The sequence below is a fragment of the Streptomyces sp. CC53 genome, from assembly GCF_001865245.1.
In the GTDB taxonomy this organism is placed as follows: domain Bacteria; phylum Actinomycetota; class Actinomycetes; order Streptomycetales; family Streptomycetaceae; genus Streptomyces.
The window spans coordinates 76127-91114 of the sequence record NZ_MKXB01000105.1 but is presented as its reverse complement, the minus strand read 5'-3'; the positions used below and the strand labels follow the sequence as shown (position 1 = coordinate 91114).

The following is a 14988-nucleotide window of genomic DNA, read 5'->3' as shown; positions in this document are numbered from 1 at the left end:
ACGGGCCTGCGCCCGTGCGGCGGCCGGCCGCGGGCGGTGCGGGTGGTCGTACGGCCGGACGGACGCCTCCCGGGCGGGGCGTCGTCGCCGGGCCCCTACGCCGCCGCGTGGAACAGGGCCGCCGCCTCGCCCCGCGACCCCACGCCCAGCTTCGTCAGGATGTTCGCCACGTGGAACTTCACGGTGGACTCGCTGATGTGCAGCTCCTGCGCGATCACCCGGTTGCGCCGGCCCTGCGCGAGGCGTGCCAGCACCTGGAGCTCCCGCTCGCCCAGCACGGTCAGCGGCTGCGGCGCCGGCTCCGGGGCCGCGCCGCCCAGCGGGACGACCGCCGTGACCGTCGTCCCCCAGCCGGGCACCGCCTCCACCTCGACCCGCCCGTCCAGGACACCCAGCCGCTCCCGTACCCGGTCGCCCTCCAGGTCGCACAGCGTGAGCGTGCCGGGCCCGTCGTCCCGCACCGTGGCGTGCAGGTCCCCGTCGGCGAACCGCCAGGCCACGTGCACACGGTCCACGCCCTCCTGCTCCAGCACCCGCATCAGCACCGCCCGCACCGTCGCCCGCGCCGCGTGCGCCACGTCGGCCGGCAGCGACCGCGTCGAACCGGGACCGGCGAACGCCAGCCGCACCGGGCTGTAGCGCACCAGGGGCCGCAGCGACTCCGCGAGCCGCTCGAAGGCCCGGTCCGCGGGCTCCTCCGCGATCTGCTGGTCCCGCTCCGCCTGGGCCCGCAGCTCCACCAGCGCCGACACGGCCAGGTCGGTGGCGGCGGCGCGTGCCGCGGAGTCGTCCAGGTGGCGGCTGCGCAGCACCCCGAGCAGCCCCGTCAGGGCCGCAGCGTGCGCCTCGCCCAACTCGGCGATGACCCGCGCGCGGGTGCCCGCGGCCGCCACCGACCGGGCCAGCGCCCCCGGCTCCGCCTCCACCGCGAACCGTTCGAAGTGGCCCGTCACCAGGTCCCACAGGGCCTGCACCACCGCGAGGGCCTCCGGCCCGACGGGTGTGTCCTCCGACCGTACGAGGAGGAGCACCGCGCCGCGCGGGGTCGCGTCGCTCGTCACGGTCAGCACCGGGTGCTCGGCGCCCGCCACGTCGAGCGTGCCCTGCCACGGGCGGCCGGGAACACCGGACGCCAGCAGGGGGGCCAGGTCGGCCGTGGTGATGCGGGCGGTGAGCGCCGGGTCGCCGTGCGTCTTGACCGGCGAGTGCGCACAGTGCGTCGACAGTTCGGCGGCCGCCCGGTGCGGGACCGTCGCGGCCAGCACCTCCGACAGGCGCGGCAGGATCGCGCCCAGCGGCTGGCGGATCACGTCGTACGCGGCGGTCAGGGCGGCCACCGCCGTGGAATCGGGCATCACGTCCATGTGCTCAGCCTAGGGACGCGCGTGTGGCGGGCGCCTGTCCTTCCGGACAGGTCGAACTGGTCGACCGGTCAGCCCGGTTGGGGCCGGAGGCGGCCGACGATGGAGCCGTACACCGAAAGCGATCACAGGGGAGTCACCGTCATGCGGATGCGCGCCGTCGTCCACCACGAGTTCGGCGGGCCGGACGTCCTCGGCCCCGGCACCGCCGACCTGCCGGAGCCCGGCCCCGGCCAGGTCCGGGTCAGGGTCGTCGCGGCCGGCGTCAACCCGGCCGACTGCCAGATCCGCAGCGGCCTGCTCCAGGAGTTCTTCCCGACGACGTTCCCCGCCGTGCCGGGGCTGGAACTCGCCGGCGTCGTCGACGCGGTCGGGCCCGGCCGTACCGACGTGGCCGTGGGGGAGGAGGTGTTCGGCTTCGCCGCGACCGGGTCCTACGCCGAGTACGCCCTGTCCGGCGCCTTCGCCCGCAAGCCGGCCGGGTTGTCGTTCGAGGCGGCCGCCGCCCTGCCGGTGGCCACCGAGACGGCGCGGCGCGTGCTCGACCTGCTCGCCGTGCGGGAGGGCGAAACGCTGCTGCTGCACGGCGCGGCGGGAGCCGTCGGCCAGGCCGCCGTGCAGCTCGCGGCCCTGCGCGGCGCCACCGTCGTCGGCACGGGCTCCCCGGCCAACCACCCGTACCTGCGGGCCCTGGGCGCGGTGCCCGTCGCCTACGGGGAGGGGCTGGCCGACCGGGTGCGGGAGGCCGCGCCGCAGGGCGTCGACGCGGTGTTCGACGCGGCCGGGCGGAACGCGCTGCCCGTGTCGATCGAGCTGCGCGGCGGCACCACCGACCGGATCGTCACCATCGCCGACCACGGCGCCGCCGACCACGGGGTCCCGTTCTCCCCGGGCGGCACCCCGCCGGAGGTGGCCTCCGCGTGGTTCGCGGAGCACGGGCAGCTCGCCGCCGAGGGCCGCCTCACCGTCCCGGTCGTCGAGACCTTCGCCCTCGCGCACGCCGCCAAGGCGCACGCGCTGAGCGAGGGCGGGCACGTGCGCGGCAAGCTCGTCCTCACCGTCTGAGCGCGCGCCGGCGGGTGACGGGCGCGGCGGGCCCGTCACCCGCGGCCCCGCGGGCGCGGGTCAGTCGTCCACCGTCGTCCCTCGGCGGCCCCGCCGCCACGCCGGACGGGACGGTCCGGCGGCCGTCCACCGGCCACCGCGGCGCCCACGACCGGTGCCCCGGCCGGGCCGCGTGCGGCACGCGGCCCGGGGACACGTCCGGTCCGGTAGAACACCCGCAAGCCGTCGCCGCCTCGCCTCTTGGCCGCCCGGGCGAAGCGCGACCCCGCCCCAGGCTCCGGGCCCCGTCCGGTCCGGGGTCACCGGCCGGGGCGGACCGCGCCCGCCGCCTGGGCGCCCACCGCGTGCGCGTAGACGTCCAGGGCGGGGCGCGGCTCCCGGCCCAGCAGCGTGCGCAGGTCCCCGGGCCGTCCCGGGCCCTCCAGGAAGCCGTGGGCGATCGCCGTGCAGGTGCCCACCAGCATCGGCACCTGGAAGGGGGCCGCGCCCGTGGCCGCCACCGCCGCCCGGGCCTGCGCGAGGGTGACCGGCGCGTACGTGGCCGACACCGCGGCCGCCAGGTCCGCGCCGCCCAGCGGCACCTCGCCCACCAGCTCGTACACCCGGCCCGCGTGCGCGGACGGGTCCGCGGCCACCCGGAACGCCACCTCCGCGAGGTCCGCGCGCGCCACCGCGGCGAGCCGTCCGTCGCCGAGCGGCGCGGTGACGCGGCCGTCGGGGTCCGGGGCCGCGAGCATCGCCAGCAACTCGGCGTAGAGGCCGTTGCGCAGCACCGTCCACGCCAGCGGTGAGCGCCGCAGCCGCCGCTCGGTCCAGCGGTGGGCCAGGGCGTACGGCAGGTGGTCGCCGTCGCCGGACAGGCTCGTGTACACGACGTGCTGGACACCCGCCTGCTCGGCGGCGCCGATGGCCGCCTCGTGGCGGGCGGTGACGGTGTCGTCCTCCCCGTACCCGGCGGAGATCATCAGCAGCGTGTCCACCCCTGCGAAGGCGTCCGGCAGGGACGCCGGATCGTCGAAGTCCACCCGGCGGGCGCCCGCCGGGTCCCCCGAGCGGCTGCCGAGGACCACGTCGCCGCGGCCCCGCGCGTGCTGCGCGGCCAAGCCTCCGAGTCCGCCCGAGGCACCGGTGATGAGCAGCATGGAGAAGCCCCCGTTCATGAGGTTCGGTCCGTGGTTCCGTGCGCTGCGACCATGGTGTGTGCGGGTACGGCACGCGCGTAAGGAGGCACTTCGATGTCGGTGGGGCACACCGGGGTAACCGGGGAAGCCGGGCTGGACTGCTCGGAGGACTGCGGCGTCCGGGACGTCCAGGACCGGCTGGGCGACAAGTGGACCGTGCATGTCGTGGTCGAACTCGCGGGCGGTGTACGGCGGTTCCGGGAGCTCCAGCGGCTCGTGCCCGGCATCTCGCAGCGCATGCTGACGCTCACCCTGCGCCGCCTGGAGCGCGACGGGCTCGTCACCCGGACCGTGCACCCCGTGGTGCCGCCGCAGGTCGAGTACGAGCTGACGGAGACCGGTCGCAGCATGACCGGGCTCATCAAGGCGCTGGCCGACTGGTCGCTCGCCCACCGCGGGGTCATCGCGGAGGCCCGCCGTGCCTACGACGAACGGCAGGGCACGCCGTGAGCGGCACGGTGGAGCGCGCCCTGGCGGCCGCCCTGTACCGGGACGACGACGCCTCCCTCGACACGGGCGCCTCCCTCCTCGCCGCCGACCCCGGCGCGGACGCGGCGCTGGCCCGGCACGGCGAGGAGCTGCTCGCGCGGGCGTGGCGGCGCGGCTGGCAGCCCGCCGACGTGGTGCGGACCACCGGGCGGCAGCTGGAGGACCGGCACGTGCGGGTGCTCGCCGCCCTGGTCGGGGCCGAGACGGCCCGGTACGGGCGGCTGCCGCCGCGCTGGCCGGAGCAGGTGGAGGAGCTGGCCGGTGTGGCGCCGTGGTCGGCGGACCGCTTCTCGTACGCGACGGCCGTCCTGGAGCTGTACCGGCTGCTCACGCGGCTGCCCGCGCTGGAACCAGTGGGTCCGCCTCCTGGAGGTGCGCCGGTGACGGCGCCGGTGCCGGGGGACTCCCGGACGCTGGCGCGCATCCGGGCACTGCTCGCCAAGGCGGAGGCCACCGGATACCCGCAGGAGGCGGAGGCGTTCACCGCGAAGGCGCAGGAGCTGATGGCCCGCCACCGCCTCGACGAGGCCGCGCTCACGGACCCGGCGCGTACGTCCGACGAGCCCGCCGCGGTCCGGATCGGCGTGGACCCGCCGTACGAGGCGGCCAAGGCGATCCTGCTGGACGCGGTCGCCTCCGCGAACCGCTGCCGGGCGGTGTGGAACGAGGCGTTCGGCTTCTCGACGGTCGTGGGGTTCGCCGCCGACCTGGAGGCGGTGGAGGTGCTGTACACCTCCCTCCTGGTGCAGGGCGACACCGCGATGACGGCCGCCGAAGCGGCCCAGCGGAAGGGCGGCCGGAAGCGTACGAAGACGTTCCGGCAGTCCTTCCTGCTGGCCTACGCGCACCGGCTGGGCGACCGGCTGGCGTCGACGTCCCGACGGGTGTCCGCCGAGGCGCCGACGCTGCTGCCGGTGCTGGCCGCCCGTGACGTGGCCGTGGCCGCGCGGGCGGACCGGATGTTTCCCGAGACGGTGAGCACCCGGGTCCGGGGCGCCACGGACCGGGCCGGCTGGGACCACGGCACGGCCGCCGCCGACCGCGCCGCCACCGGCCGGCACCGCGGCGAGCTCCCGGACGCCTGAGCCCTGCGCAGGTCACGAAGGGAGGCGACTCCGGCCGGGACTTTGCGGGCCCGGCCGGTGAGCTGTAGGGGGCGGGCGCGGCGCCGCGGTGGGGACGTCCAGGGGCAGCCCCGACGGGGGTGGGTCCCTGAGCCGGGACGCCCGGCGCGGTCGCGTGCCGTGTCCGGGGAGGTCCGGCGGACCCGGCGCGGCGCCCGCAGTGCTCCCCCGTCGCCGTGCTGCCGCGCAGGGACGGGCCTTACGGGGTCGGCGGGAGGGAGGGCAGCGGCGGCACGGAGGGCAGACCCGACGGGAAGGCGGTCGGGAGGCCCGACGGCAGGGCCGTCGGCGCCGCGTCGGGGCCCTTGGCCAGGGTGTCCCGGGCGCCCGACTCCCAGGCGACGACCAGCACCTTCCCGTCGGCTGACTCCACCACGCCCTTGGTCCGCTTCGCGGCGCCGCCCTGGCAGGTCAGGGCGAGCTCGACGTGCTCGCCCTGGGTGGCCGTGCCCTGACAGATGCTGCCCTCGGCCAGCATGACGGCCTGCCCCTGGCCGATGGTGAGGCTGACGGGCTTGCCGTCGGGCGCCCCGGTCCAGGTGCCCTCCACGTCCGCGAGCGTCACCCCGTGGCCGCCGTGGCCGCCCGTGGCGGAGGCGGACGGGCTGCCGGAAGCGGTGCCCTCGCCGGGCTCGGCGGTCGTGCCGGAGTCCGAGCCGCAGGCGGTGAGCGCCGTGGCCGCGGCGAGCGCGGCCACGGCCGCCGCACCGTTCCTGATGAGCGTTCGCACGATCAAGTCCCCCTCAACGGTTGGCAAGACCGCGCCAAGCTATCAGGGGCCGCCGCGTGCGGCCGTGCTACCAGGAGGACTTGCGCACCCCGGGCAGGAAGCCCGCGTGCGCGGACTCGCGGACCCGCACCCTGGACATCCCGAACTGCCGCAGGTGACCGCGCGGCCGGCCGTCCACGCTGTCCCGGTTCCGCACCCGTGTCGCACTGGCGTCGCGCGGCTGGCGGCGCAGTTCGGCCTGCGCGGCGAGCCGCTCGGCCTCCGGCGTGCCGGGGCGGCGGATCAGTTCCTTGAGCTCGGCGCGGCGGGCGGCGTACCGCTCGACGACGGTCTTGCGGTGCTCGTTGCGTGCGATCTTGCTCTTCTTCGCCATCAGATCTTCCCCCCTCGGGCGCGGATGCGGGCCACGGCGGCCTCGACGCCGATGACGTCGATGGTCTTGATGCCCTTGGTGCTGAGCGTGAGGCGTACGTACCGGCCCTCGCTGGGCAGCCAGTAGCGCTTGCGCTGGATGTTCGGGTCGAAGCGGCGCGGGGTGCGCCGGTGCGAGTGCGAGATGCGGTTGCCGAAGCCGGGTTGGGCGCCGGTCAGCTGGCAGTGGGCGGACAAGGGGTGACCTACCTCTCGGGAACTGACTTGGTAATGGAAACCATTTCCATCTATCTTAGCCACATGGCCCGCAACGAACTCCGCCCGATCATCAAGCTCCGGTCCACCGCCGGCACCGGCTACACCTACGTCACCCGCAAGAACCGCCGGAACGACCCCGACCGCCTGACCCTGCGCAAGTACGACCCGGTCGTCGGCCGGCACGTCGACTTCCGAGAGGAGCGCTGAGCCCCGTGAAGCCCGGAATCCACCCCCCGTACGGCCCCGTCGTCTTCCGCGACAAGGCCGGCGGCCTCGCCTTCCTCACGAGGTCGACCATGACCAGCGACAAGACGATCGAGTGGGAGGACGGCCACACCTACCCCGTCGTCGACGTCGAGATCTCCTCCGCGAGCCACCCCTTCTACACCGGGCAGGCCCGCGTCCTCGACACCGCCGGTCGCGTGGAGCGGTTCGAGCAGCGTTACGGGCAGCGCGGGGCGCGCTGATGCCGTCCGTCCCCCTGTCCGTCGCCGTCGTCGGCGGGCTCCACACCGATGCCCGCAGGGCCGCCGTCGAACGGCTCCTTGCCACCGTCCCGGGCAGCGTGGCCCTCCACCACGACCTGTCCGCCGCCGCCGAGCGCGGCGCGGTCCTCCGCACCGTCCGCGACGCCACCGGCGTGCTCTCCCACGGCGAGACGCCCCTCGTCAACGACTGCGCCTGCTGCGCCCTGCGCGAGGACCTCGTGCCCGAGCTGCAGCGGCTGGCCGACGCGGGCCTGACCCGGCTCGCCGTCGTCGAGCTGTGGGACTCCGTCGAACCCAAGGCGATGGCCGAGGTCGTCGCCGCCGCCGGGCTCGACCTGACCGGGGTCGTGACCGCCGTGGACCCCGCACTGGTCCTGCCGTACCTCGGCAACGGCGACGACCTGGCGGACGCCGGCCTCGCCGCCGCGCCCACCGACCAGCGGACCGTCGCCGACACCTGGGCGCGCCAGCTGGAATACGCGCCCGTCCTCGCCGTCCTGGAGAGCGACGAGGCCGACGACGAGGACCGCGAGCTGCTCGCCCAGCTGCACCCCACCGCCCGCCGCGTGGCCCTGCCGGACGGTGACCTGGCCGGCGCCGTGCTGGCCGGCTTCGACGTGGAGGCCGCGGCCGCCGCCCAGCACCCGGCCTGCGCCCTGCTGCCGCAGGAGGCCGACGCCGCCGGCGTCGCCACGTACGTGTGGCGCAGTCGGCGCCCCTTCCACCCCGAGCGGCTGTACGCGGCGCTGGAGGACCTGACCTGCGCCGCCGCCCGCAGCCGCGGCCGGTTCTGGCTCGCCGACCGGCCGGACACCCTGCTGCACTGGGACGCGGCGGGCGGCGCCCTGTGCGTGGAGAGCGCCGGGCCGTGGCTGGCCTCGCTGCCGGACGCCGCCTGGGAGATGGTCCCGCCGGTGCGCCGTGCCGCGGCCGCCCTGGACTGGGACCCCGAGCACGGGGACCGCTGCCAGCACCTCGTCTTCGTCTCCCCGGGACTGGACCGCGAGGGGCTCGCCGAAGTGCTCGACTCCTGCCTGCTCACCGACGCGGAGTACGCCGCCGGCCGCTCGGCCTGGAAGCTGCTCCCGCCCGCCTTCGACGCCCTCCTGGAGGTCTGAACCATGCCCCCGCGCCGCTCCGGCGACCGGAAGCCCGTCAAGTCCCGCCCCAACCCGCTGGACCGCGACGGCATCACGTACATCGACTACAAGGACACCGACCTGCTGCGGAAGTTCATATCCGACCGCGGCAAGATCCGCAGCCGCCGGGTGACCCGCGTCACCGCCCAGCAGCAGCGGCAGATCGCCCGCGCCGTCAAGAACGCCCGCGAGATGGCGCTGCTGCCGTACGGGTCCCCGGCCCGCTGACCCGCCTTTTCCGGCTCGGATCCATGTGACCTGGATCCGCCGGGTCCCGGTCGTCCTCCCCGCCGGGGCCCACCCGGGGCCCTCACCGTGTCCGCCGCGGTGAGGGCCCCTTTTTTGCCTCCTGTGCGCCCGCCGGTCGGCGGGCGTTTTCCGTATGGGTACAAGTGGAGGGAGCCTGGGGGGCTTCTCGCGCGTCTGTGTAGTCGGAGGACCACCCCCCGTGCACGTGCATCTGCTCATGCACCTGCAAGTGAACGCGACTATGATCCCGGATAGTTGACTAGTGCAACAGCAGTGACTCAAGGCAACTCATGCAACTCATGTGACTCGGGGAGCGTCCTGTGCACCACGTGTACAACGGCATGGCAGCCACAGAGCTTCATGGGGTCGTCTGGCAGAAGAGCCGGCACAGCAACTCCCAGGGCTCGTGTGTGGAGTTCGCGAAACTGCCAGGAGGCGGCGTGGCCGTGCGCAACTCCCGGTTTCCCGAAGGGCCCGCACTCGTCTACACGCCCGCGGAGATCGAGGCGATGCTGCTCGGCGTGAAGGACGGCGAGTTCGACCACCTCGTCGACATCTGACCCGAGGGGCGGGCTGCACCACGCGGGGCGGGTGGCGCGGTGGGCGGTCCGGCCGCGCCCGCGCGCGGCCGCCCTCGCGCTGGGCGGCCCCTCCTCGGCGTGCGGTCCCCGCCTGCTGTGGGCTGCCCGGGCGGCGGGGGGCGCCCGGCCCGGGGGGCGCCCGGCCCGGGGGGCGCCCGGCCCGGCGGCATGGGGCGGCTGCCCGGTGTGCGCTCGCCCCGCTACCCGTACCGGTCGCGACGGGTGCGTACGGTCCCGGCCGGTCCGTACCGGTCCCGACGGGCGTGACGCGCCACGGGGCACGGGGTACGGGGTACGGGGTACGGGAAAAGGGGCCCCGGTCCCGGAGCCCCTCGTGTTCGCGGTGCCGTGCGCTCGCCGTACCTGTGTCCTACGGGCCGTCCGGCAGTCGGAACAGCGCCCAGACCACCTTGCCGTGCAGGGTTCCCGCCAGGGGGTGCCAGCCCCAGCTGTCGCTGAACGACTCGACGAGGAACAGCCCGCGCCCGGACTCCGCCGAGAAGTCCTCCTCGGCCGTCCGGGGCTCCGGCGTCCGCGGCGTCTGCGGGCTCGGGTCGCGCACCGCGCACACCAGGCGGCTCGCCCAGCGTATGAGGTGCAGCCGTACCGGCGGGTCGTGCGGGTGGTCCCGCGGGGTGTCGGCGGGCAGCGCGTGCCGCAGGGCGTTGGTCACCAGCTCCGACACGACGAGCGCCACGTCATCGAACCGGTCGCTCAGGTTCCACTGCGCCAGGGTCGTGTCCGTGAACTGGCGGGCACCGCGCACGGCCTCGTACCGGGCGGGCAGCGCGCAGGACGCGGAGCTGGACACGGACGCGGCGTCGATCGGAGGAAGCCCCTGCCTTAACGGCGCGAGCATGGTCGATCCATTCGTCCCCATGCGAGGCACTCCCCGATTTCGCGGCTGTGGTGCTACAACACGAACGGTTACGCAGGTGCGCGGGGACCATCGTTCCGAAAGGCAGGGGCAGATGCAAGGGCAGATGCACGTGCACGCGCCCGACGTGTCCCGGCGCACGGAGTTTCTGGCCATATCTTCCCCCGGCCCAACTTCCGGGTGTGGCCGAAGAGTTGCTCACTCTGTAATCGTTCGCGTACGGGCTGAAGCGTTTTGGTGGCAGAATCCGCTTCCTCGGGGCTTGGGGGCGCTCCGTCGTACACACCAGCGATGGGGAGGGTTGGAAAGGTGACCGCGAAGGAATCGGGCGGCTCCCTCGTACGCCGCATACTGCTGGGCTCCCAGCTCCGGCGACTGCGCGAGTCGCGCGGCATCACGCGCGAGGCCGCGGGATACGCGATCCGCGCGTCCGAATCAAAGATCAGCCGTCTGGAGTTGGGCCGGGTGAGCTTCAAGGCGAGGGACGTCGAAGATCTGCTGACGCTCTACGGCGTCACCGACGAGCAGGAGCGCGAGGCGCTCCTCGGCCTCGTCCGCGAGGCCAACATCGCGGGCTGGTGGCACAGCTACGGCGACGTGCTGCCCGGCTGGTTCCAGACCTACATCGGCCTCGAAGGCGCCGCCTCCTTCATCCGCATCTACGAGGTGCAGTTCATCCACGGACTGCTCCAGACGGAGGCGTACGCCCACGCCGTCGTCGCCCGGGGCATGCCCGGCGCACCCCAGGCCGAGATCGACCGCCGGGTCGCACTCCGGCTGGAGCGGCAGAAGGTCCTGGTGTCCGAACGCGCCCCGCAGTTCCACGCCGTTCTCGACGAGGCGGCGCTGCGCCGCCCGTACGGCGACCGGGCCGTCATGCGCGAGCAGCTCAAGCACCTCATCGAGATCTCCGAGCAGCCCAACGTCACCCTCCAGGTGATGCCGTTCAGTTTCGGCGGGCACTCCGGGGAGAGCGGTGCCTTCACCATGCTGCGGTTCCCCGAGTCCGACCTCTCCGACATCGTGTACCTGGAGCAGCTGACGGGCGCGCTGTACATCGACAAGCCCGAGGAGGTCGCCCAGTACGAGCGGGCGATGGACCGGCTGCGCGAGGACAGCCCGGACCCCGAGGGGAGCCGCGACGTCCTCAGGGGGCTGCTCCAGCTGATCTGAGCCGTCCCCCCGGTTCATCTGCCGGTGACCTCCAACTCGTCTGCCCCACACGTAGGATGACGTTCCATCACAGGCGCTCGGCGCAGCCGGCTCGGAGGGCCTCACCCCGGTCCTTCCGTCGGCCTCCGGAAGGGATGGCATGTCCTACTTCACAGATCTGGCCCTGCAGTACATCGACGGCGAGTGGCGGCCCGGCGGCGGCTCCTGGGACATCATCGACGTCAACCCGTACAACGAGGAGAAGCTCGCCTCCCTCACCGTCGCCACCGTCGACGAGGTGGACCAGGCGTACCGCGCCGCGGAGAGAGCGCAGCGCGCCTGGGCCGAGACCAACCCGTACGCCCGGCGCACCGTCTTCGAGCGCGCGCTGCGGCTGATCGAGGACCGCGAGGCCGAGATCACCGAGGCGATCGTCGCGGAGCTGGGCGGGACGCGCCTCAAGGCGGGTTTCGAGATCCACCTCGCCAAGGAGTTCATACGGGAGTCCATGAGCCTCGCGCTGCGGGCCGAGGGCCGCATCCTGCCGTCGCCCATCGACGGCAAGGAGAACCGGGTCTACCGCATCCCCGCCGGGGTCGTCGGCGTGATCAGCCCCTTCAACTTCCCCTTCTTCCTGTCGATCAAGTCGGTCGCCCCGGCCCTGGCCCTCGGCAACGGCGTCGTGCTCAAGCCGCACCAGAACACCCCCGTCCTCGGCGGCACGCTCATCGCGAAGATCTTCGAGGACGCGGGCCTGCCGCCCGGTCTGCTCAACGTCGTCGTGACCGACATCGCGGAGATCGGGGACGCGCTGCTGGAGCACCCGGTGCCGTCGGTGATCTCCTTCACCGGTTCCGACCGGGTCGGCCGGCACGTCGCCGGCGTCTGCGCCGCCCACTTCAAGCGGGCCGTGCTGGAGCTCGGCGGCAACAGCGCCCTCGTCGTCCTCGACGACGCCGACCTGGACTACGCCGTCGACGCCGCCGTCTTCAGCCGGTTCGTGCACCAGGGCCAGGTCTGCATGGCCGCCAACCGCGTCCTCGTGGACCGCTCCGTCGCCGACGCGTTCACCGAGAAGTACGTCGCCAAGGTGAAGACGCTCAGGAGCGGCGACCCCGCCGACCCCGAGACTCACGTCGGCCCCCTCATCAGCGCCGCCCAGGCCGAGGCGGTCACGTCCATCGTGGAGCAGGCGGTCGCCGCGGGCGCCACCCCGCTGGTGCGCGGTCGCACCCAGGGCAACGTCGTCCCCCCGACCGTCCTCACCGACGTGCCCGAGGGCGCGGCCGTCCTGTCCCAGGAGATCTTCGGCCCGGTCGCCCTGATCATCCCGTTCGACGGGGACGACGAGGCCGTGCGGATCGCCAACGACACCCCGTACGGGCTCAGCGGCGCCGTCCACACCGGGGACATCGAGCGCGGCGTGCGCCTCGCCCAGCGCATCCGCACCGGCATGATCCACATCAACGACGGCACCGTCCACGACGAGCCCATCGTCCCCTTCGGCGGGGAGAAGCACTCCGGCGTCGGCCGCCTCAACGGCGAGGCCACGGTGGACGCCTTCACCACCTACAAGTGGATCTCCATCCAGCACCGGCGCAGCGGATTCCCGTTCTGATCCCCTCCGGGCGCCGACCGTCCGGCGAAGCGGACAGGATCTGACCTCTTCGGTCCGTAACGTGAGCCCCGTCAGGTCGGCGGTGCGGCGGGGCGGACGCCAGGTCGCACCGGCCGACGGGCGTGCCGCCAGGTGGGCGGCACGCCGATACGGAACGAAAGGCGGACCCGTCATGGTTGCTCTTGTCCCCGCAGAGGCGCACGGCGACGAGCGCGGCGCGCTGCTCTCCTTCGTGGCGGCGCAGCGCGACGCGCTCCGCCGCGCGGTGCTCGGGCTCACCGAGGAGCAGGCGGCGAGCCGCCCCAGCGCCAGCGAGCTGTCCCTGTCCGGCCTGCTCAAGCACGCGGCCGAGGTGGAGCTGAACTGGCTCCGGCTGGCCCAGCAGCGGCCGAACGAGCGGCAGCGCACGCAGGACACCTGGCACGAGGGGTTCCGGCTGATCGGCGAGGAGACCGTCCCCGGCGTGCTCGCGTACTGGGACGGCGTCGTCAAGGAGACCGAGGAGTTCGTCCGCGCGGTGCCGAGCCTGGACGACACGTTCCCGCTGCCCGAGGCGCCCTGGTTCCCCAAGGACGGCCGGGTCTCCGTGCGCTGGCTCGCGCTGCACCTGGTGCAGGAGTTCGCGCGGCACGCCGGCCACGCCGACATCATCCGCGAGTCCCTGGACGGGAAGACGTCGTTCGAGCTCATCGCCCTGGAGCGGGACGGGCAGGCGTCGTAGCGGCCGCGGCGTGCCCGTACCCTCGTCCCACAGCCCATGACAGGCGTGAAGGGACGGTGCGGGCATGTCGGCGATCCGGCTCCTGGTCCTCGGGGCCGTGCGCCAGCACGGGCGGGCGCACGGCTACCAGGTCCGCAACGACCTGGAGTACTGGGGCGCCCACGAGTGGTCGAACGCCAAACCGGGGTCGATCTACCACGCGCTCAAGCAGATGGCGAAGCAGGGGCTGCTGCGGGCCCACGAGACCGCGCCCAGCACGGCCGGGGGCCCGCCGCGCACCGAGTACGAGATCACCGACAAGGGCACCGAGGAGTACTTCGCGCTCCTGCGGAAGGCGTTGACCGCCCACGACCAGAAGCCCGACAGCCTCACGGCCGCTCTGGGCTTCCTCGTCGACCTGCCGCGCGGGGAGGTCGTCGCCCTGCTGCGGCGCCGCGTCGAGGGCCTGGAGCGGTGGCGGGCGACGGTCACCGGGGAGTACCTCCCCGAGGGCGGTGCCGAGCAGCTCGGCCACATCGGGGAGATCATGCACCTGTGGCTGCACCAGGCCGACGCCGGGGCCGCCTGGACCCGCGGCCTCATCGACCGCATCGAGGGCGGCGCGTACACCTTCGCGGGCGAGGGCGAGCCCTTCCGCGGCGTCCTCGCCGACGGCCAGGACAACCCGTACGCGACCGGCGTGCCGCACCCCGGCGACCGCATCTGACAGCGGCCCGCTCTTCCGGCTTGCACCTCACGTGGCGTGAGGACCCAGGCTTGAGGACGTACCGAAGGAAGGGAGCGGGACGGCCATGAGCTATTCCGTGGGACAGGTCGCCGGTTTCGCCGGGGTCACGGTGCGCACCCTGCACCACTACGACGAGATCGGGCTGCTCCGCCCGAGCGGCCGCAGCGCCTCCGGGCACCGCCGCTACGAGGACGAGGACCTCGACCGGCTGCAGCAGATCCTGTTCTACCGGGAGCTCGGCTTCCCGCTCGACCAGGTCACGGCCCTGCTCGACGACCCGGACGCGGACCCGCAGGAGCACCTGCGGCGCCAGCACCGCCTGCTGACCGCGCGGATCGACGAACTGCAGAAGATGGCCGAGGCCGTCGAACACGCCTTGGAGGCCAGGAAGATGGGCATCAATCTCACGCCTGAGGAGAAGTTCGAGGTGTTCGGGGACCACGACCCCGACCAGTACGCCGAGGAGACCGAGCAGCGCTGGGGCGGTACCGACGCGTACAAGGAGTCGCAGCGCCGCACCTCCCGCTACACCAAGGAGGACTGGCAGCGCGTCCAGGACGAGGCGAAGGACTGGGGCGCGCGCTACGCCGCGCTCATGGAGGACGGCGAGGAGCCGACCTCCGAGCGGGCCATGGACATGGCCGAGGAGCACCGGCAGAGCATCAACCGCTGGTACTACGAGTGCCCCTACGCGATGCAGCGGTGCCTCGCGGACATGTACGTGGAGGACGAGCGCTTCAAGGCGTTCTACGACGCGATGCGTCCGGGGCTCGCCGAGCACCTGCGTGCGGCGATCCACGCCAACGCGGACCGCAGGAGCGCCTGACGCCCGCCCGCGCCCGGGGGCGTGCGGCAC

At 74.0% G+C, this 14988-nt stretch carries 19 protein-coding genes; 13 read left to right on the top strand and 6 right to left on the bottom strand.

Features of this window, described 5'->3' with window-relative positions:
• Positions 1-95 precede the first annotated feature (95 nt).
• Positions 96-1364, bottom strand: coding sequence for a LuxR C-terminal-related transcriptional regulator (locus BJP40_RS10145; RefSeq protein ID WP_071280078.1), 1269 nt, complete (start codon positions 1362-1364; stop codon positions 96-98).
• A gap of 147 nt (positions 1365-1511) precedes the next feature.
• Here BJP40_RS10145 and BJP40_RS10140 point away from each other — a divergent pair, with 147 nt between their 5' ends.
• Positions 1512-2426 carry an NADP-dependent oxidoreductase gene (locus tag BJP40_RS10140; RefSeq protein WP_071280089.1) on the top strand — a complete coding sequence of 305 codons (915 nt, stop codon included), beginning with the start codon at positions 1512-1514 and terminating at the stop codon, positions 2424-2426.
• Between the two features lie 299 nt (positions 2427-2725).
• Here BJP40_RS10140 and BJP40_RS10135 read toward each other — a convergent pair whose 3' ends face one another.
• Positions 2726-3586, bottom strand: coding sequence for an NAD(P)H-binding protein (locus BJP40_RS10135; RefSeq protein ID WP_371258621.1), 861 nt, complete (start codon positions 3584-3586; stop codon positions 2726-2728).
• 75 nt (positions 3587-3661) lie between these two features.
• On the opposite strand from BJP40_RS10135, the gene BJP40_RS10130 reads away from it, so the two are divergent.
• Together BJP40_RS10130 and BJP40_RS10125 are read left to right on the top strand one after the other, a co-directional pair.
• Positions 3662-4057: a helix-turn-helix domain-containing protein gene (locus tag BJP40_RS10130; protein WP_071272999.1), complete on the top strand. Its 396-nt coding sequence runs from the start codon at positions 3662-3664 to the stop codon at positions 4055-4057.
• The gene (locus BJP40_RS10125; protein WP_071280077.1) at positions 4054-5181 is read left to right on the top strand and encodes a DUF2786 domain-containing protein; all 1128 of its coding nucleotides are present in this window, start codon (positions 4054-4056) and stop codon (positions 5179-5181) included. The genes BJP40_RS10130 and BJP40_RS10125 overlap by 4 nt, the downstream gene beginning before the upstream one ends.
• 238 nt (positions 5182-5419) lie before the next feature.
• On the opposite strand, the gene BJP40_RS10120 is transcribed toward BJP40_RS10125, so the two are convergent.
• The 3 genes from BJP40_RS10120 to rpmB all read right to left on the bottom strand — a co-directional run bounded on the left by BJP40_RS10120 (position 5420) and on the right by rpmB (position 6559).
• A complete protein-coding gene (locus BJP40_RS10120; RefSeq protein WP_079171061.1) occupies positions 5420-5950 on the bottom strand; it encodes a hypothetical protein in 531 nt (176 codons plus the stop codon).
• 67 nt (positions 5951-6017) lie between these two features.
• Complete coding sequence (gene rpsN, locus BJP40_RS10115) at positions 6018-6323, bottom strand: 30S ribosomal protein S14 (protein WP_071280076.1); 306 nt, start codon at positions 6321-6323, stop codon at positions 6018-6020.
• Positions 6323-6559 carry a 50S ribosomal protein L28 gene (gene rpmB / locus BJP40_RS10110; protein WP_071280075.1) on the bottom strand — a complete coding sequence of 79 codons (237 nt, stop codon included), beginning with the start codon at positions 6557-6559 and terminating at the stop codon, positions 6323-6325. The genes rpsN and rpmB overlap by 1 nt, the downstream gene beginning before the upstream one ends.
• Before the next feature lie 63 nt (positions 6560-6622).
• Between rpmB and rpmG the strand changes: the two genes are divergently transcribed.
• The 5 genes from rpmG to BJP40_RS10085 all read left to right on the top strand — a co-directional run bounded on the left by rpmG (position 6623) and on the right by BJP40_RS10085 (position 9016).
• Positions 6623-6787: a 50S ribosomal protein L33 gene (rpmG, locus tag BJP40_RS10105; protein WP_026252351.1), complete on the top strand. Its 165-nt coding sequence runs from the start codon at positions 6623-6625 to the stop codon at positions 6785-6787.
• Between the two features lie 5 nt (positions 6788-6792).
• Complete coding sequence (locus BJP40_RS10100; protein ID WP_071272984.1) at positions 6793-7047, top strand: type B 50S ribosomal protein L31; 255 nt, start codon at positions 6793-6795, stop codon at positions 7045-7047.
• Positions 7047-8186: a GTP-binding protein gene (locus tag BJP40_RS10095; protein ID WP_071280074.1), complete on the top strand. Its 1140-nt coding sequence runs from the start codon at positions 7047-7049 to the stop codon at positions 8184-8186. The genes BJP40_RS10100 and BJP40_RS10095 overlap by 1 nt, the downstream gene beginning before the upstream one ends.
• A gap of 3 nt (positions 8187-8189) precedes the next feature.
• Complete coding sequence (rpsR, locus tag BJP40_RS10090) at positions 8190-8435, top strand: 30S ribosomal protein S18 (RefSeq protein WP_071280073.1); 246 nt, start codon at positions 8190-8192, stop codon at positions 8433-8435.
• Between the two features lie 341 nt (positions 8436-8776).
• Positions 8777-9016: a DUF397 domain-containing protein gene (locus BJP40_RS10085; protein WP_071272976.1), complete on the top strand. Its 240-nt coding sequence runs from the start codon at positions 8777-8779 to the stop codon at positions 9014-9016.
• 391 nt (positions 9017-9407) lie between these two features.
• Here the strand turns inward: BJP40_RS10085 and BJP40_RS10080 are convergent, their stop codons facing one another.
• Positions 9408-9917 (bottom strand): ATP-binding protein, encoded by a 510-nt coding sequence (locus BJP40_RS10080; protein WP_071280072.1) that lies wholly within the window; start codon positions 9915-9917, stop codon positions 9408-9410.
• Between the two features lie 288 nt (positions 9918-10205).
• Between BJP40_RS10080 and BJP40_RS10075 the strand changes: the two genes are divergently transcribed.
• The 5 genes from BJP40_RS10075 to BJP40_RS10055 all read left to right on the top strand — a co-directional run bounded on the left by BJP40_RS10075 (position 10206) and on the right by BJP40_RS10055 (position 14958).
• On the top strand, positions 10206-11087 hold the full coding sequence (locus tag BJP40_RS10075) for a helix-turn-helix transcriptional regulator (protein ID WP_071280071.1): 882 nt from the start codon (positions 10206-10208) through the stop codon (positions 11085-11087).
• Positions 11088-11226: 139 nt separating this feature from the next.
• Positions 11227-12684 carry an aldehyde dehydrogenase family protein gene (locus tag BJP40_RS10070; protein WP_071280070.1) on the top strand — a complete coding sequence of 486 codons (1458 nt, stop codon included), beginning with the start codon at positions 11227-11229 and terminating at the stop codon, positions 12682-12684.
• Positions 12685-12856: 172 nt separating this feature from the next.
• Positions 12857-13405 (top strand): DinB family protein, encoded by a 549-nt coding sequence (locus BJP40_RS10065; protein ID WP_071280069.1) that lies wholly within the window; start codon positions 12857-12859, stop codon positions 13403-13405.
• A 64-nt stretch (positions 13406-13469) separates the two neighbouring features.
• Positions 13470-14111 (top strand): PadR family transcriptional regulator, encoded by a 642-nt coding sequence (locus BJP40_RS10060; RefSeq protein WP_071280068.1) that lies wholly within the window; start codon positions 13470-13472, stop codon positions 14109-14111.
• An 85-nt stretch (positions 14112-14196) separates the two neighbouring features.
• Complete coding sequence (locus tag BJP40_RS10055) at positions 14197-14958, top strand: MerR family transcriptional regulator (protein ID WP_071280067.1); 762 nt, start codon at positions 14197-14199, stop codon at positions 14956-14958.
• The last annotated feature ends 30 nt before the right edge of the window (positions 14959-14988 follow it).